General features: G+C 66.1%; 10 protein-coding genes. 6 read left to right on the top strand and 4 right to left on the bottom strand.

Features of this window, described 5'->3' with window-relative positions:
• Window positions 1–33 precede the first annotated feature (33 nt).
• Both ACL58G_RS29900 and ACL58G_RS29895 read left to right on the top strand, forming a co-directional pair.
• Window positions 34–840 (top strand): oxidoreductase, encoded by an 807-nt coding sequence (locus ACL58G_RS29900; protein WP_440964070.1) that lies wholly within the window; start codon window positions 34–36, stop codon window positions 838–840.
• Window positions 841–843: 3 nt separating this feature from the next.
• A complete protein-coding gene (locus ACL58G_RS29895) occupies window positions 844–1,851 on the top strand; it encodes an NADP-dependent oxidoreductase (RefSeq protein WP_440964069.1) in 1,008 nt (335 codons plus the stop codon).
• Between the two features lie 7 nt (window positions 1,852–1,858).
• Here ACL58G_RS29895 and ACL58G_RS29890 read toward each other — a convergent pair whose 3' ends face one another.
• The gene (locus tag ACL58G_RS29890; RefSeq protein WP_413387048.1) at window positions 1,859–2,584 is read right to left on the bottom strand and encodes a 16S rRNA (uracil(1498)-N(3))-methyltransferase; all 726 of its coding nucleotides are present in this window, start codon (window positions 2,582–2,584) and stop codon (window positions 1,859–1,861) included.
• An 84-nt stretch (window positions 2,585–2,668) separates the two neighbouring features.
• Here ACL58G_RS29890 and tkt point away from each other — a divergent pair, with 84 nt between their 5' ends.
• A complete protein-coding gene (tkt, locus tag ACL58G_RS29885) occupies window positions 2,669–4,702 on the top strand; it encodes a transketolase (protein ID WP_413387049.1) in 2,034 nt (677 codons plus the stop codon).
• A gap of 232 nt (window positions 4,703–4,934) precedes the next feature.
• Window positions 4,935–5,945, top strand: a complete 1,011-nt coding sequence (gene gap / locus ACL58G_RS29880; protein WP_259448910.1) for a type I glyceraldehyde-3-phosphate dehydrogenase — start codon at window positions 4,935–4,937, stop codon at window positions 5,943–5,945.
• A gap of 121 nt (window positions 5,946–6,066) precedes the next feature.
• Here gap and map read toward each other — a convergent pair whose 3' ends face one another.
• The 3 genes from map to glnE form a co-directional block, all read right to left on the bottom strand.
• Window positions 6,067–6,834 carry a type I methionyl aminopeptidase gene (map, locus tag ACL58G_RS29875; RefSeq protein ID WP_413387050.1) on the bottom strand — a complete coding sequence of 256 codons (768 nt, stop codon included), beginning with the start codon at window positions 6,832–6,834 and terminating at the stop codon, window positions 6,067–6,069.
• A gap of 102 nt (window positions 6,835–6,936) precedes the next feature.
• Window positions 6,937–9,804, bottom strand: a complete 2,868-nt coding sequence (locus ACL58G_RS29870) for a TonB-dependent receptor plug domain-containing protein (RefSeq protein WP_413387051.1) — start codon at window positions 9,802–9,804, stop codon at window positions 6,937–6,939.
• Window positions 9,805–10,487: 683 nt separating this feature from the next.
• On the bottom strand, window positions 10,488–13,244 hold the full coding sequence (glnE, locus tag ACL58G_RS29865; protein ID WP_440964068.1) for a bifunctional [glutamate--ammonia ligase]-adenylyl-L-tyrosine phosphorylase/[glutamate--ammonia-ligase] adenylyltransferase: 2,757 nt from the start codon (window positions 13,242–13,244) through the stop codon (window positions 10,488–10,490).
• Between the two features lie 290 nt (window positions 13,245–13,534).
• Here glnE and ACL58G_RS29860 point away from each other — a divergent pair, with 290 nt between their 5' ends.
• Both ACL58G_RS29860 and ACL58G_RS29855 read left to right on the top strand, forming a co-directional pair.
• Complete coding sequence (locus ACL58G_RS29860; RefSeq protein ID WP_440964067.1) at window positions 13,535–17,764, top strand: YhdP family protein; 4,230 nt, start codon at window positions 13,535–13,537, stop codon at window positions 17,762–17,764.
• Window positions 17,761–18,561, top strand: a complete 801-nt coding sequence (locus ACL58G_RS29855; RefSeq protein WP_440964066.1) for a carbon-nitrogen hydrolase family protein — start codon at window positions 17,761–17,763, stop codon at window positions 18,559–18,561. Before ACL58G_RS29860 ends, ACL58G_RS29855 begins: the two co-directional genes overlap by 4 nt.
• Window position 18,562 lies beyond the last annotated feature (1 nt).

Raw genomic sequence — 18,562 nt, 5'->3', positions numbered from 1 at the left:
GTAATATAGATTAACCCAATCAGGAGAACTACCATGGAAAGCAAGATCGCACTGGTCACGGGCGCGTCGTCCGGCATCGGGGCCGCCGTCGCGCAACGACTCTCCGGCGCCGGCTACCAGGTCTACGGCACGAGCCGCCGTGGCGCGCAGGGCGGGCGCGGCGCTGTCGAGATGATCGCGCTGGACGTCACCAGCGACGAGTCGGTGCGGGACGCCGTCGCCACCGTCGTGCGGAAGGAAGGGCGCATCGACCTGCTGGTCAACAACGCGGGCTTCGGCGTGGCCCCGGCCGGTGCCGAAGAAAGTTCCATGGAGCAGGCGCAAGCGATCTTCGACACCAACGTCTTCGGCGTGGTGCGCATGACCCGCGCCGTGCTGCCGCATATGCGCAGCCGGGGCGCTGGCCGCATCATCCACATGGGCTCCGTCCTCGGCTTCCTGCCGATGCCGTACGGCGCGCTGTACGCCGCCACCAAGCACGCGATCGAAGGTTATTCGGAATCGCTGGACCACGAGCTGCGCAACTGGAGCATCCGTTCGATCGTCGTCGAGCCGGCGTACACGAAGACCCCGTTCGACGCCAACCTGCTGGAACCCGACGCCGTGCTCGACGCGTATCGCGACATCCGCGCCGCCGTCTCCGCGCGCATCAAGGAATTGATGGCAGGCGCCGAAGGGCCGGACGTGGTGGCGGACACCGTGCTCAAGGCCGCGCAGGCGCCCCGCCCGAAACTGCGCTACACGGCCGGCACGCTGGCGAAGCGCCTGCGCCTGCTGCGCACCCTGGCCCCGAGCGCGCTGATGGACGCGGGCCTGCGCAAAGACCTGCACCTGGCCTGATCGATGAACGCACTGATACTCAAGCGCTACGGCGGCGCCGACGGGTTGGCATTCGCCGAGGTCGCCCGCCCGGCGATCCGGCCGGACGAGATCCTCGTCCGGGTCCATGCCGCCGGCCTGAATCCGGTCGACAACATGATCGCCCACGGCATGTTCAAGCCCATCCTCAAGTTCGACCTGCCGGCCATCATGGGCAGCGACCTCGCCGGCACGGTGGTGGAAGTGGGCAGCCGCGTGACCCGGTTCCAGGTCGGCGACGCCGTGTACGCCAGCGTCTTCGACCTGGGCAGGGGCAGTTTCGCGGAGTTCGTCGCCGTGCCCGAACGCGCGGCGGCCCGCAAGCCGGCGAACCTCGGCTTCGTCGAAGCGGCGTCGCTGCCCATGGTCGGCCTGACGGCGTGGCAGGCGTTCAAGGAACGATTGCGGCTCGAACCGGGGCAGAAGGTGTTCATTCCTGCCGGGTCGGGCGGCATCGGCACCTTCGCGATCCAGCTGGCGAAGCAGCTCGGCGCGACGGTCGGCACCACGACGAGCACGGCCAACGTCGATCTGGTGCGCGCGCTCGGGGCCGACGTCGTCGTCGATTACAAGCGCGAGGCGTTCGAGCGGGTGTTGCAGGGTTACGATGCCGTGCTGGGCACGATCAAGGGCGACGGCCTGGAGCAGGCCCTGCGCATCGTACGCCCCCATGCCCGGGTCGTATCGCTGGTCGGCCCGCCCGATCCGGCCTTCGCCGCCGCGCGCGGCATGAACCTCATCATGAAATTCGTGTTCGGCCTGCTGAGCCACAAGATCCGGCGCCTGGCCAGGCAACGCGACGCCAGCTATGCCTTCATGTTCGTGCGCCCGGATGGTGCCCAGCTTGTCGCGATCGGCGACCTCGTGGAAGCCGGACGCATCCGCCCCGTGATCGACAAGGTGTTTCCGTTCGCCGACGCGAAGGCGGCACTCGACTATCTCGAACAGGGGCGGGCGAAAGGCAAGGTCGTGCTCCGGATGAGCGCGGACTGACGCCCCGTCAGATGCCGCCCCAGCCGGCCGCCAGGATCGCCAGCGCCGCCAGCCCGGCCGTCTCCGTGCGCAGCACGCGCGGCCCCATCGACAGCGCCAGCGCGCCGGCTGCCCGCGCCGTCTCTTCTTCCTGGTCCGTGAATCCGCCTTCCGGCCCGACGAGCAGGGTGACGTCCTGCGGCGGCGTCGCGCGCACCCATTGCGCGAGCGAGGCGTCCGCGCGCGGGGAGAGCAGGATGCGCGTGCCGGTGGCTGGCGTCGCGAGCCAGCGGTTCGCGTCCTGCACGGGCGCGACGTCGGCCAGCCGGTTGCGTCCGCACTGCTCGGACGCGCTGACGACGACGCCCTGCCAGTGCGCCAGCCGCTTGTCGGCACGGTCACCGGACAGCCGCACGACGGACCGCTGCGCCGCCAGCGGAATGATGCCGGCCGCGCCCAGCTCGACCGCCTTTTCGACGATCCAGTCCATCTTGCTGCCCTCCGGCAAACCCTGGGCCAAGGTGACGCGGAAGGGGAGCTCCACGTCGACGGCTTCCAGCGCGATGACCTCGGCGCTGGCGCGGCGCTTGCCGATCTCGGCGAGGCGCGCGCGCACCTGGCCGCCCTCGCCATTGAACAGCACGAGCTCGTCGCCGCTCTGCTGGCGTACGACGTGCAGGTGGTGGGCGACCGCCTCCGGCAGGTCGACGACGCTGCCGGGAATGAGGGGCTGGGGGCAGTAAAAACGTGGCATGGATGGCAATCGGAACCGTTAACGAGCCGGCATTTTAAAGCGAGGTTGTCATGCTCTGGTAAAATACCCGGTTAAGGCCAGCTCGTGCCACCGCTTCCCTATCCTCAGACCCACACATCCATGAAATCTCTGCAAACCACCACCCTGATGGCCAACGCAATTCGTGCGCTGGCGATGGACGCCGTCCAGAAGGCGAATTCCGGCCACCCCGGCATGCCGATGGGCATGGCCGAGATCGCCGTTGCGCTGTGGGACGGCCACTATCGCCACAACCCGGCCAATCCGGGCTGGATGAACCGCGACCGTTTCCTGCTGTCGAACGGCCACGGCTCGATGCTGCATTACGCGCTGCTGCACCTGTCGGGCTACGACCTGTCGATGGACGACATCCGCAACTTCCGCCAGATGCACAGCAAGACCCCGGGCCACCCGGAAGTCGGCATCACCCCGGGCGTGGAAACGACCACCGGCCCGCTGGGCCAGGGCATCGCCAACGCCGTCGGCATGGCGCTGGCCGAGTGGCTGCTGGCAAAGGAATTCAACCGTCCGGGCTTCGACATCGTCGATCACTACACGTACGCATTCGTCGGTGACGGCTGCCTGATGGAAGGCATCTCGCACGAAGTCGCGTCGCTGGCCGGCACGCTGCGCCTGAACAAGATGATCTGGCTGTACGACGACAACGGCATCTCGATCGACGGCAAGGTGGAAGGCTGGTTCACGGACGACACGCCGCAGCGCTTCGCAGCGTACGGCTGGAACGTGATCCCGGGCGTGGACGGCCACGACGTCGCCGCCGTGGACGCGGCCATCGCGCAGGCCAAGCAGTCGGACCGCCCGACGCTGATCTGCTGCAAGACCATCATCGGCAAGGGCTCGCCGAACCTGCAGGGCGGCGACAAGGTGCACGGCGCCGCGCTGGGCGAGAAGGAAGTCGCCGCGGTGCGCGAGCACCTGATCTGGGACGCCGTGCCGTTCGACATCCCGGCCCCGATCTACGAAGCCTGGGACCAGAAGCAGAAGGGCGCCGCCGTCGAAGGCGCGTGGAACGAGCTGTTCGCCGGCTACCGCGCGCAATACCCGGAACTGGCCGCCGAATTCGAGCGCCGCATGAAGGGTGAGCTGCCGGGCAAATTCGAAGAGACGCTGGCCGCCGCCATCGCGTCGACCATCGACAAGAAGGAAACCATCGCGACCCGCAAGGCGAGCCAGAACGCGATCCAGGCGCTGGCCCCGGTGCTGCCGGAATTCCTGGGCGGCTCGGCCGACCTGACCGGCTCGAACCTGACCAACTGGAAGGAATCGATCCCCGTGCGTTCGGGCACCCCGGGCAACCACATCAACTACGGCGTGCGCGAATTCGGCATGTCGGCCATGATGAACGGCATCGCCCTGCACGGCGGCTTCATCCCGTTCGGCGCCACGTTCCTGACGTTCTCGGACTACAGCCGCAACGCCCTGCGCATGGCCGCGCTGATGAAGATCCGTTCGCTGTTCGTGTTCACGCACGACTCGATCGGCCTGGGCGAAGACGGTCCGACGCACCAGTCGGTGGAACACGTCTCGTCGCTGCGCCTGATCCCGAACCTGGACAACTGGCGTCCGTGCGACACGACGGAATCGACCGTCGCCTGGGGCGCAGCCGTCCAGCGCAAGGACGGTCCGTCCACGCTGATCTTCTCGCGCCAGAACCTGCCGTTCATGGAGCGTGACGCGGCGACTGTCGCGAACATCGCCAAGGGCGGCTACGTGCTGCGCGAAGTGGCGAATCCGGCCGCGGTCCTGATCGCGACGGGTTCGGAAGTGGAACTGGCGGTGAAAGCCGCCGAAACCCTGGCTGGCCAGGGTATCCAGGTGCGTGTGGTGTCGATGCCGTCGACCGACGTGTTCGAGCGCCAGGACGCGGCCTACAAGGCTGCCGTGCTGGGCCGCGGCATCCCGCGCGTGGCCGTCGAGGCTGGTGTGACGGACTTCTGGTACAAGTACGTCGGCCTGGAAGGTGCCGTGGTGGGCATCGATACCTTCGGCGAATCGGCTCCGGCCCCGGTGCTGTTCAAGCATTTCGGCTTCACGGTCGAGAATGTCGTCGCCAAAGTCAAATCGGTCCTCCCGGCTTAACGAGGGGAGCCTCGCAAACCTACTGCGCGTTGCAGGTTGGCCCGGGCCGCGCAGGCTGCGATGCTCGCTGTACCGTAAGTACAGCTGCGCTTCTCGGCCAAACCTGCGGCCGCTCGCTACGGTTTTCGAGGCCCCCGATACGCTAACGGGACGCATGGACAGTGAGACTGTCCGTACAGCTGTATTCGCGCTATGCTTCGGTGTTAGGATTTTTTTAATCAGGAGTGAATAAATGACGATCAAAGTAGCAATCAACGGTTATGGCCGTATCGGCCGCAACGTGCTGCGCGCTTTCTACGAAGGCGGCAAGAAGCAGGACATCCAGATCGTGGCGCTGAACGATCTCGGCAACGTCGAGCACAACGCCCATCTGACCCGTTACGACACGACCCACGGCAAGTTCCCGGGCACCGTCGAAGTGGACGGCGACTACATGATCGTCAACGGCGACCGCATCCGCGTGTACGCGCAGCGTAACCCGGCCGAACTGCCATGGGGCGAGCTGGGCGTGGACGTCGTGCTGGAGTGCACCGGCTTCTTCACCACCAAGGAAAAAGCCTCGGCCCACCTGAAAGGCGGCGCCAAGAAGGTCATCATCTCGGCACCGGGCGGCAAGGACGTCGACGCCACCATCGTGTTCGGCGTGAACCAGGACGTGCTGAAGTCGACCGACACCGTGATCTCGAACGCGTCGTGCACCACCAACTGCCTGGCCCCGCTGGTCAAGCCGCTGAACGACGCCATCGGCCTGGAAAACGGCCTGATGACCACCGTGCACGCCTACACGAACGACCAGGTTCTGACCGACGTGATGCACGAAGACCTGCGCCGCGCCCGTTCGGCCACGCAGTCGATGATCCCGACCAAGACCGGCGCCGCTGCCGCCGTCGGCCTCGTGCTGCCGGAACTGAACGGCAAGCTGGACGGCTACGCGATCCGCGTGCCGACCATCAACGTGTCGATCGTCGACCTGTCGTTCATCGCCAAGCGCGACACGACGGTGGAAGAGATCAACAAGCTGATGAAGGACGCATCGGAAGGCGCGCTGAAAGGCATCCTGACGTACAACACCGAGCCGCTGGTGTCGGTCGACTTCAACCACAACCCGGCATCGTCGAACTTCGACGCGACCCTGACCAAGGTGTCGGGCCGCCTGGTGAAGGTCTCGTCCTGGTACGACAACGAGTGGGGCTTCAGCAACCGCATGCTGGACACCACCGTGGCGCTGATGAACGCCAAGTAATCCGCACCACCCAACGAAAAACGCTCCCTCGGGAGCGTTTTTTGTTGGTGGGCTCGGGGAGCCCACCCTACGGCCGCACGTAGGGTGGGCACCCCGTGCCCACCACAACGTCCGCGTACCGTTATTTCGTCTTGGGCCAGGGCGTCAGGATCTCGAACCCGTTCTTCGTCACCGCGATCATGTGTTCCCACTGCGCGGACAACGACCGGTCGCGCGTCACGACGGTCCAGCCGTCGTCGAGCTGTTCGACGTCGGCGTCGCCCAGGTTGATCATCGGCTCGACGGTGAAGGTCATGCCTTCCTTGATGAGCATGCCCGTGTTCGGGCGGCCGTAGTGCAGCACCTGCGGGTCTTCGTGATAGACCTTGCCGATGCCGTGGCCGCAGTATTCGCGCACGACGGAATAGCCCTGGGCTTCCGCCAGCTTCTGGATCGCATGGCCCACGTCGCCCAGGCGCGCGCCCGGGCGCACGGCGCGGATGCCGGCCATCATGGCATCGTACGTCGTCTCGACGAGTTTCTTTGCCTCCGGGCTTGGGGTGCCGACGAAGTACATGCGGCTCGTGTCGCCATGCCAGCCGTCCTTGATCACGGTGACGTCGATGTTGACGATGTCGCCGTCCCGCAGGATCTCGGCGGGGGAGGGGATGCCGTGGCAGACGACGCTGTTCACGGACGTGCACAGGGTCTTCGGAAAGCCGTGGTACCCGACGTTGGCGGGCGTGGCCTTCTGCACCTTGCGGATGTATTCGTTGCAGCGGCGGTCGAGTTCTTCCGTGGAGACGCCGGGGACGACGTATTCCGCGATCATTTCCAGCACCTCGGCCGCCAGGCGGCCGGAGACGCGCATCTTGGCGATGTCTTTGTCAGTCTTGAGTTTGATAGGCATGGTTCGTTGAGTGTGCACCGATCGCTCATGATAGCCGATGCACGAAAAAAAATGCCCGCCAGGCGAACCCGGCGGGCATTGTTCAGGCTGTCACTTGCGTGATCAGAAGGCCTGGTTGTAACGCACGTAGATGAAGCGGTCGATCGGCAGGTTGGCGTCCACAGCCGACGAGGACGACGCACCCAGCACGGTGGTACGCGGTTCCTTGTCGAAGATGTTGTTGGCGCCGACCATGATCTGGCCTTTCCACGAGGTCTTGTAGGCGACGCTCACGTCGTTGTAGACCATCGCACCCTTCTTGTTGTAGCCGGTACCCCAGTTGGCGTGGCCTTGCGGGGTCGAGCATTCCACGGTGCTGCTGTAGCACTTGTCGCGCATCGCGCCGAAGTAGCGGGCCGTCCAGGTGGCGCTCCAGTTGCCCAGGCTCCAGTCCAGCGCGACGTTCGACTTCACGCGGTAGTAGGCGACGCCGCCGCTGCCGTCGTATTCGCCCAGCGAGCTTTCCCAGTCGGCCGTGTTGTCGGCCTTGGTGCGGTACTTGGTCACGAAGGTCGAGTCCGAACGCACGCCGAAGGCGCCATAGGCACCACGCTTGAAGCGGTAGGCGAACGACAGGTCGTAGCCTTCGGTTTCCAGCGCGCCCAGGTTGGCGTTGCCGCGCGAGAGGTTCGTGATCTGGCCGGTGACCGGGTCACGCTTGATCGCGTTGCAGAACGACTGAACACCCTGCACGTAGCAGTATTCGGCGACCTGGGTGGCCGAGATGCCGGTGATCAGGTTGTCGACACGGATGTTGTACCAGTCCAGCGAGCCCGACAGACCCGGCAGGAAGGCCGGGCTGTAGACGAAGCCGAAGGTCTTCGTCTTGGCGCGTTCCGGCTGCAGCGAGGCGTTGCCGGCGCCCGACATGAACGGGTTGGCGCTCTGTGCGCCGCCCGCGTCGGTGATCGGGGTGTTGGTCTGGTCGGTCTGGCGGAAGCCCGGACGTGCGCCTTGCGCCGTGCAGCGTGCATCGACGCCCGGCGTGCCGCGCTGGCCGTACAGGCTGTCGCACGGGTCCATGTACGTGTCGTAGGTCTGCTGGCCGCCGCCGAACGTGTCGCCCACGGTCGGTGCGCGGAAGCCCTGTGCCCACGTGCCGCGGACCAGCACGTCCTTGATCGGCTTCCACATGAAGCTGGCTTTGCTGTTGTGGGTGTTGCCGAAGTTGCTGTAGTCCGAGTAGCGGGTTGCCAGGTCGACGCTCAGCAGTTCCGCGAAGCGCACACCCTTCAGGATCGGGATGTTCGTTTCGAGGTAGGCTTCACGCACCGAGTACTTGCCGATGGTCGAGTTGCCGGCCAGGTCGGTCGAGTAGCCCGATTGCTCGAACTGGCCCGGGATGTCGTAGCCGCGTACTTCGCGGTGTTCGACGCCGCCTGCCACGCCCAGCATGCCTGCCGGCAACTGCAGCAGTTCGCCGCTGATGTTGGCGGTCGCGCTGTTGATGGTCGAGCCATAGGTGGCCTGGCCGGTCGACATCACGTAGTCCAGGGTTTCCTTGTTGGCTGCGCCCGGACCGGCGATGATGTTGAACGGCTTGCATTCCGCCAGCGGGATCGGCGAGGCCGCGGTGCCGCACTGGACGACGCCACTGGCGTTCAGGAACGACGGACCCAGCGCCTTCTTCAGGTTCAGCAGGTTGACGTTGCCGGTGCCCATGGTCGTGCCGCGGACGGCGCTGTGGTTGTAGCCCACGTCCCAGTTCCAGGCCTTGCCTTGCCAGTCGAAGTTGCCCGACAGGGTGGTGTCGACGTGGAACGTGTTGTTGGTGTTTTCCGTCACGCGCGGCACTTCGACGGTGCGGCGGATGAAGTACAGGTCTTCACCGAACGGGTTGTAGTAGTTGTCCTTGTCGATGTAGACCGGGTAGCTCGGCTGTGCATCGCTGCGCAGCGGATAGCCCGCGACCTGCGCGGACGACTGGCGCTGCGAATACATCGCGGTCGTGCTCAGCTGCATGTTGTACGGCAGTTCCAGCGTGCCCTTGGTGAACAGCGTGTCCAGGCGGTTCGGCATCTGGAACATCATCTGCGAGGCGCTGTTGAACTTGTCCTCGACGATGCTGCTCTTCCAGTCGTGGTAGTTGGCCGTGTTGCGCGGATCCGAGCCCGTGCCCATACCGTTGCCGCCGGCGCCGCCGGTGTGGTTCAGCACGTAGTCGAAGGCATCGCCGTTGGCCGGCAGGACTTCAGCCCACGGGCCTGCGCCCAGGCCGGCGGTCGGGTGAGCCGGGCCCTTCGGGTATTTGGTGATGTCGCGGTCGCGGGCCCACACGGTGCCCTGTTCGGTGTGCGACAGGCCGACCATCAGCGACGCCTTGTCGGAGCTGGCGCCGTAGGTCAGCGAGAAGTCCTTCGCGCGGCCGTCGGCCTTGTCGTTGGCGCCGCTGTAGATGCTCAGCTGGCCACCATCCATGCGCTTCTTCAGGATGATGTTGACCACGCCCGAGATCGCGTCCGAGCCGTAGATCGACGAGGCGCCGTCCTTCAGGACTTCGATGCGCTCGATCATGGCCGACGGGATGGTCGACATGTCGGTATAGCCGTCGACGGACTGGGTCCAGCGCTTGCCGTCCACCAGGACCAGCAGGCGGTTCGAGCCGAGGTTGCGCAGGCTGATGTACTGGCCGCCGTTCTCACGGTTCGACGTCAGCGAACCGCCGCGGTCGAAGTCCGGCGTACCGGCGGAAGACAATTGGTTCAGGATGTCGCCGACGGTCACGAGACCCGTCTTTTGAATCTGTTCCTGGGTCATGACCTGGATCGGTTGTGCCGTTTCCAGGTCGACCTGGCGGATGCGCGAGCCGGTCACTTCGACGCGCTGCAGGGGCGCCGATTGGGTCTCTTGCGCGTAAGCCGCGTGCATCCCGAGCGCGACGCCGCCGAGGCAGATCAGGCGGATCGAGCGGGACAAGACTTTTTCCATCATGGTTACAAAACTCCTAGGTTAGGGCACGGCGAACTGGGTAGCAGCAGCCGTGTGAGGCCGTCGCTGCAAAGCGACTGTTTTGAAAGCAATGTGGTTAACATTTTTTTTCAAGCTGGCAATGGAAGCATCCACCGTGGCAGCCTGTCAATGTTCAAGGATGCATATTTGTGGGTGTTGCGAGTTTGCGTAATTACAATAAAATCAACAGAGTTGCCCATATTTACGGCAACAAATATTGTGTACAGACATGAATCTATGCCGAAAGCATCAGTTTGGGCGTAGAACCGCCTACAGATCGCTGGAATAAGTGCAACATTCTTTTACGGCAGGAATGCATCAGATTGGTGCAAGAGGATTTGCACGCTTTTTAGACTGTTACATTTGTACAACAGGCAAAATTTCTTGAAAGGTCAAAACGACTGGTTGTCGCGCACGTGGACAGGGGACCGACCGGCCGCTGCGGGGCGACGGGTGCGCCGCTGCAGTAGTGCGACGCCAGGGGCACGGCCAATGCGATTCTCTTTCGTTGTGACATTGAGTCTCCGATGTAGACATTGCTGCAGATCATGCAACGTTAGTCATACCGGTGGCTTATGTATTGACGAGAATCAAGCCGTAAATATGTTCGCGAGGAAAAGTTAAGGAATAGCAAATTCCCGAGCGAAATGACGCTCGGGATAGCGTCAGACGTGGAAGCAGTCGTGCCACAGCCGCACGACGACATCGGCATGTTTCGCGACGAGGCTGCGTTCCACGCGAGCATTTTCCTGGCCCTGCAGGCGGACCTGGTGCTGCAATTTGCGCATGGCGCGGTACGCCACGGCGGCGCCATCGGCCAGGGCCATGTCGATGAGGCCCAGCGTGCCGCACAGCTTCAGCAACGCGATGTTGCCGACGTTCGCCGTCAGCTGCGGATACGCGGCCGCATGGCGCAGCACGAGGTATTGCACGATGAATTCGATGTCGATCATGCCGCCTTCGTCGTGCTTCAGGTCGAAACGTTCGTCGCGGGGCGGGTGCGCGTCGCGCATGCGCTGGCGCATCTTGACGACTTCCTCGCGCAGTTCGGCTTCGCGGCCCGAGCGGTCCTGGCGCAGCACCTGTTCGCGGATCGCCTCGAAGCGGGCGCCGATGCCGGTGTCGCCCGCGCAGAAGCGGGCGCGCGTGAGGGCCTGGTGCTCCCACAGCCACGCGGAGGATTGCTGGTAGCGTTCGAACGCCCCCACGGACGACACGAGCATGCCGGACGCGCCGTCCGGCCGCAGCGCCGTGTCGATGTCGAACAGGATGCCGGCCGGCGTATGCGTCGTCATCCACGTGATGAAGCGCTGGGCCAGCTTGGCGTAGTTCGAGGGCGCCATGTCGTCGTCGTCGTCGAACAGGAAGATGACGTCCAGGTCGGACACATAGCCCAGTTCCTTGCCGCCCAGCTTGCCGTAGGCGATCACGGCGAAGCGCGGCACTTCCACGTGGCGGGACGCGATCGTGCGCCAGGCGCGGCGCACGACCTCGCACACGATCAGGTCGGCCAGCGCGGACAGGTGGTCGGCCAGGCGTTCGACGGACAGTTCTCCGGCGAGATCCAGCGCCAGCAGGCGGAACATCTGGGCGTGGTGGGCTTCGCGCAGGATGTCGAGCTGGCGCTCGGTATCGCCCGTGGCCGCGTCGAGCTGGGCCGCGAGGCTCGCCGCCAGCGAAGGCAGATCCTCGGCCGCGTTGCCGCGGTCGTCCAGCAGCTCGTCCAGCAGGATCGGGTGCTGGGTGAGGAACGTGGCGGCCCAGCCGGACGCGTTGATCATGCGGAGCACCCGCTCCAGCGTGTGCGGATATTCCGTCAGCAGCGACAGGTACGCTGAGCGGCGCGCAATGGCTTCGAAGAAATCGAGCAAACGGCCCAGCGTGGCCGCGTGGCTGCCGGCACCCGCCTGCGCGACGACGTTCGGGATCTGCGTCAGCGCCGTGTTGACGAGGGCGACGAGGCGGTGGCGGCTCGCTTCCGGCAACGTCTGCAGCTTGGGCGCCTGCCATGTGGCGACCAGGCGGTTCGCGCCGGCCTGCGGGTCGTCGAAGCCGAGGCTCGCGAGGCGGTCGGCGATGGCGTCGCGGTTGTCCGGATCGGTCAGCAGCGCGTCCGGGTCGACGGGCTCGCTGCCTGCCGCCTTGTCCGCGAAGATCGCATCGAACTGGGCGGCGACGAACGCGCGCCACGCGTCCAGCCGGGCCAGCAGTTCGGCCTCGTCGGCCATGCCCATCATGCGCGCGACGGTGTTGCGATCCTCCGGCGCGACGGGCATCGTGTGCGTCTGGGCATCTTCCAGGTATTGCAGGCGGTGCTCCAGGTTGCGCAGGAATGTATAAGCTTCAAGCAATTGCTCGACCGTGTCCGCAGCCAGCAGTTCGCGCTCGGCCAGCAGGCGCAAGGTCTTGCGCGTGGAACGCTCGCGCAGCGCCGGGTCGCGGCCGCCGCGGATCAATTGAAACACTTGCGCGAGGAATTCGATCTCGCGGATGCCGCCGCGGCCCAGCTTGACGTTCTGGTTGCGCTCCGGATGCAGGCGCTCCTGGCGGTTGACCTCGGCGCGGATCTGGGCGTGCATGGTGCGGATCGCGTCGATCACGCCGAAGTCGAGATAGCGCCGGAACACGAACGGCCGCACGATGGCGTCGAGGGCCGCGATGTCGGCCGGATCGCCGGTGACCGCGCGCGCCTTGACCCACGCATAACGTTCCCATTCGCGCCCCTGTACGATCAGGTAGTCCTCGACCATGTTCAGGCTCGCCACGAGCGGGCCCGACTTGCCGTTTGGACGCAGTGCCATATCTACGCGGAACGTAAAACCGTCCTCGGTGACTTCGGACAGCGCGGCGATCAGCTTGCGGCCCAGGCGCACGAAGAATTCGTGGTTGGACAGGGATTTCTGGCCGGGGCCGGCTTTCGTATCGCCGTCCTCGGGGTAGACGAAGATGAGGTCGATGTCCGACGAGACGTTCAGTTCGCCGCCGCCGTGCTTGCCCATCGCCAGCACCATCATCTGCTGCGGGCGGCCGGAATCGGCGCCGACCGGCTCGCCGTGCAGCGCGGTCATCTCCGCCATCAGCTCGTTGAGATGGGTCTGGACGGCGAAATCGGCGAAGCGGCTCATGGCGGTCACGACTTCGTCCAGGTCGGCCTGGCCGTCGAGGTCGCGCCGGATGATGGTGCAGATGAGCAGGTTGCGCAGCCGGCGCATGGCCCGCGTTGTCGGCAGGACCGTGCCGTTGGGACCAGTCGCGGCCTCGGTCGCCAGCGCTGCGCCGAAATCGAGGGAGGCCAGCGATAATGCGGACAGGGTATCGACGCGCCCGGCACGGGCCGGATCGGCGGCGAGCCAGCGTTGGTAATAGCGCGACATCTGCGCGGCCGACTGCGAAGAAGCTTGGAAAGGGAAAGCATGGAGCATGAGGCGAATTCCAGACGAGTTGTGCGTTTCGGGACGCTTGCTATGGGGTAAAATTGCCCGCCATGCTGCCCTGGGTCAGCACGATGTTAAGGTAGACGCCGCGGATGTTGCAAGCGCTCTCTTTTATTTACAGATTAACAACAAGGCACCTCGAAAACCGTCGTGAGCGGCGGCAGATTTGGCAGAGAAGCGCAGCTGTACGGATGTACAGCGAGCATCGCAGGCCGAATCTGCAACGCGCAACAGGTTTGCGAGGTCCCTGACACTCGGCGAGTCTTTTGACGCTATTGATGCACAACCCGGAACCGCAGGCGCAGCGCGAGCCCAACGCGCATGAGCAGGCGCACCCCCAGACGCACGCGCTGCCGCTGGTGGAGCGCTGGGCCCGCGCGCGTGCCTGCTACCGCTATGCGAACCTCGCGTCGCATCATGTGCTCGGCTTCACGATCAAGGCCGTCCTGCTCGTCTACTTCGCGTTCACGGTGCTGTTCCTGGTGCTGCGCTACGCAGTCCTGCCGAACATCGATTACTACAAGCCCGACATCGAAAAGGCCGCCAGCCGCGCGCTGGGCAACCAGGTGACCATCGCGCGCGTCTACGCATCGTGGCGCGGCCTGCGCCCGAACCTGTACCTGGGCGACCTGCGCCTGCACGACCGCGCCGGGCGCCAGCTGCTGGCGTTGCCGTCCGTGTCCGCCACCGTGTCGTGGTGGTCGGTGGTGGCGGCCGAACCCCGGTTCGAGGCGCTGGAAATCAACCGGCCGGAACTGGACGTGCGGCGCGGCGCGGACGGCATCATCGCCGTCGCGGGCGTGCGTATCGATCCCAATAAAAAGGAAGAGGGCGGCGGCGCCGACTGGCTGCTGCGCCAGCACGAGGTCGTGATCCGCGAAGGCCGCCTGACGTGGACGGACGAACTGCGCGCCGCGCCCACGCTCGCGCTGTCGGACGTGACCCTCGTACTGCAGAACCGCTGGACCACGCACCGCTTCGCCCTGAAGGCCGCGCCGCCGGCGGGCGCGGGCGACCCGCTCGACCTGCGCGCGCGCTTCTCCCACCCGCCGTTCGGCGCCAAGCCGTCCGATGCAAGGCGCTGGAAAGGCCAGGTGTATGCCGACCTGCGCAACACCGACCTCGCCGCCTGGAAGCAGTACGTCGATTATCCGTTCACCCTGCAGGAAGGCCGCGGCTCCGTGCGCGCGTGGCTCGACTTCGACCACGCCCGCCTGGCCGGGTTCACGGCCGACCTGGCGCTGGCCGGCGTCAGCGCGCGCCTCGGCCCGGACACGCCGCCGCTGGCCCTGTCGCGCGTATCGGGCCGGCTGTCGGCCAGCGAGACCATCGCGCCGAACGTGGACGACGGCAAGCCGACCTTCGGCGCGCTGGGCCATGCGATCGGCCTGGAAAATTTCTCCGTCGTCACGGAAAGCGGCGTCGTGCTGCCGCCGGCCACCCTGAACGAGTCGTGGCGCCCCGCCACGCGCATCCAGCCGGAACGGTTCGAAGTGCGCGCCGAACAGCTGGACGTGGGCGCGCTGGCTGCGCTGGCCGTGCAACTGCCCATCGCGCCGGCGCACCGCCAGCTGCTGACGGAACTGGCGCCGCGCGGCCGCATCAACGACGCCGACGTCGAATGGCAGGGCCGCTTCCCGCACATCGCCGGCTACCGTGTGCGCGGCGACGTCGAGAACCTCGGCATGAATCCGCTGGCGGCGCGCGCCGAGCTCGCCGCAACCGATGGTCACCCGGCCCAGCCCGCGCGCCCCGCGCTGCCGGGTTTCAGGAATCTGTCGGGCCGCATCGACGCGAGCGACCATGGCGGCAGCGTCGACATCGATTCCGACAAGCTCGTGCTGGCGCTGCCGGCCTGGTTCGCCGATCCGGAAATGCCGTTCGATCAATTTGCGCTGCACGCACGCTGGACGCAGCTGGCGGACGAGCAGCTGGCCGTCGACGTCGACAGCCTGAACCTGACCCAGGGCGCGCTGAAGGCGAGCTTGACGGGTCGCCACGTGCTGTCGTTGAAAGCCGGCCAGGGGCCGGGCAATGCCGACTTCACGGGCACGGTCGACAATTTCGAGATCGGCAGCATCGGCCGCTGGCTGCCGCTCGCGACGCCGGAAGGCCTGCGCGAATGGCTGACGGGTGCGCTCCAGGGCGGCATGCTGCACGACGCGCGCCTGCGCCTGCGCGGCGACCTGGCTCACTTCCCGTTCCGCGCCGAGAATGCCGTGCAGCGCGCCAAGGGCGAGTTCCGCGTCGGCGGCCGCATCGAAGACGGCAAGCTCGAGTACGCACCCGGCCACAAGGCGGCGGACGGCAAGGCGCCGCTGTGGCCGCTGCTGGAAAACATCGACGGGTCCATCGTGTTCGACCGCGCCCGCATGGACATCCACGCCGACACGGCACGCACGCAGGGCATCGCCCTGTCGAACGTGAAGGCCGTGATCCCCGAGCTGGGCATCCACGAGATGATGCTCGACATCGACGGCACGGCCGCCGGCCCGCTGCCCGAGTTCCTGCACTACGTGGCGGCCAGCCCCGTGCTCGAATGGATCGGCCATTTCACCGAGGACACCAAGGGGACCGGCCCGGCGAAGCTGGGCCTGAAGCTGCACCTGCCGCTCGCGAACCTGCACGATGCGAAGGTGCAGGGCGCGCTGCAATTGCAGAACAACGAGGTCGTGCTGTTCCCCGACCTGCCGCCGATCGAGGCCGCGCTGGGGCGCATCGAGTTTTCCGAACACGGCGTGAACCTGAACGGCGTGGGCGCCAGCTTCCTCGGCGGACCGCTGCAATTGTCCGGCGGCACCCAGCGCGACGGCAGCATCCAGATCCGCATGGCCGGCAGCGCCACGGCCGAGGGCATGCGCCAGACGCGTTCCCTGCCGGCGCTGCAGCGCCTGGGCAATAAACTGTCCGGCGGCGCGCGCTTCGGCGGCACCGTCACGGTGAAGGACCGCCAGACCCAGATCATCCTCGACACCAACCTGGCCGGCCTCGGCATCGAACTGCCGGCGCCGCTGAACAAGCCCGCCCCGGACGCGCTGCCGCTGCACTTCGTCCTCACGGGCCAGCCCACGGGCGTGGACGGCGTCGGCCACGACGATATCCGCATCCAGCTGGGCAATATCGCGGCCGCGAAATACGTGCGCGAGCGCCAGCCGCACGGCCCGTGGCTCGTCAAGCGGGGCGGCATCGGCGTCAACGTGCCGGCACCCGAGCCCGACAGCGGCATGATGATCAACGTGAACATGAAGGCGCTGAACGTCGACCGCTGGCTTGCCGCGGCGGCCGACATCGCCGGACCGGGCGAGGCGGCGCCGGCTGCGTCCACTGAAACCGGCGGCGGCATGGCCCAGTACGTCGTGCCGGACATCGTGGCCGCCCGTGCCGGCGAACTGATCATCGGCGAGCGGGCGCTGCGCGACGTCGTCGTCGGCGCCACGCACCAGAACAATACGTGGCAGGCCAGCATCGATTCGCGCCAGGTCGTCGGCTACGTCACGTGGGCCGAATCGGGCCAGGGCCTCGGCAAGGTGACGGCGCGCCTGGCGTCGCTCGTGATCCCGGAATCGTCCGCGAACGAAGTCAAGGATCTGCTCGAATCGAACAAGGGCGCGAGCGCCAGCATCCCGGCCCTCGACATCGTGGCCGACCGCTTCGAGCTGTTCAACAAGCAGTTCGGCCGCCTGGAACTCGTGGCCAGCAATGCGCAGGCGCTGGCCGGGCGCGAATGGCGCATCGAAAAGCTGGCGCTGACGAATCCGGACGGCCAGCTGAAGGCGAACGGCCGCTGGCTCACGCGCGACGGCAAGAGCAACACGGCGCTCAATTTCACGCTCGACATCAGCGACGCCGGCCGCCTGCTGGACCGCCTGGGTTTCCCGGAGACGCTGCGTCACGGCAAGGGCTCGCTGTCCGGCGACATCTCGTGGGCCGGCCTGCCGTACTCGCTCGACATCCCGAGCCTGTCGGGCCAGATCCAGATGAATGTCGAGGATGGCCAATTCCTCAAGCAGGATCCGGGTGCCGCGAAGCTGTTGGGCGTGCTGAGCCTGCAGATGCTGCCGCGCATGCTGAAGCTCGACTTCCACGACGTGTTCTCGGAAGGCCTCGCCTTCGACGGCATCACGGCGAACGCGATGATCACGCGCGGCGTCGTGCGCACGGACAATCTCAAGATGCATGGCGTGGCGGCGACGGTGCTGATGGACGGCACGGCCGACATCGCGCACGAATCGACGAACCTGCACGTCGTCGTGATCCCGGAATTCAATCTCGGCACCAGCTCGCTCGTGTACGGCCTCGCGGTGAACCCCGTGATCGGCCTCGGCAGCTTCCTGGCCCAGCTGTTCCTGCGCGCGCCCGTCATGAAGGCGCTGACTTACCACATGCAGGTGACGGGACCGTGGAAGTCGCCGCACATCGTCAAGCTGGACAATTCGCCGGCCGTGAACGCCGCCGCCGAGAAAGCGGCCGCGCAGGACCGCAACAAGGACAAGAAGGGAAGCAAATGAAGACGACCGTCGCTGCCGTACAGATGGTGTCCACGCCCAATGTGGACGAGAACATTGCCACCGCGCGCCGATTGATCGCGGACGCCGCCGCGCGCGGCGCGCAACTGGTCACGCTGCCGGAATACTGGCCCATCATGGGCATGACGGACACGGACAAGGTCGCCCGCGCGGAACAGCCGGGCCACGGCCCCATCCAGGATTTCCTGGCCGTTCAGGCGCGCGAGCACGGCATCTGGCTCATCGGCGGCACCTTGCCCCTCGTGTCCGGCGACGCCGGGCGCGTGCTGAACACGACGCTCGTCTACGATCCGGCCGGGCAACATGTCGGCCGCTACGACAAGATCCACTTGTTCGGTTTTAATAAAGGCAGCGAATCGTACGACGAGGCCCGCACCATCGTACCGGGCGAGACGGTCGGCGGCTTCGACGCGCCGTTCGGCAAGGTCGGCCTGGCCATCTGCTACGACCTGCGCTTCCCGGAACTGTTCCGCGCGATGGGCGATTGCGCGCTGATCGTCGTGCCGGCCGCGTTCACGCACACGACGGGCCTCGCCCACTGGGAAGTGCTGCTGCGCGCCCGCGCCATCGAAAACCAGTGCTACGTGCTGGCCTCCGCGCAAGGCGGCACGCACGTGAACGGCCGCCGCACGTTCGGCCACAGCATGCTGATCGACCCGTGGGGCGAGGTGAAGGACGTGTTGCCGGAAGGCGAGGGCGTCGTCAGCGGCGCGATCGATCCTGGGTACATCGCGAAGGTGCGCGAGAGTTTGCCGGCACTGAAACACCGCAAACTTTAAG

The sequence above is a fragment of the Massilia sp. GER05 genome (genome assembly GCF_052056005.1).
GTDB lineage: Bacteria > Pseudomonadota > Gammaproteobacteria > Burkholderiales > Burkholderiaceae_D > Telluria > Telluria orientalis.
This window is presented reverse-complemented; position numbering and strand designations above follow the sequence as displayed.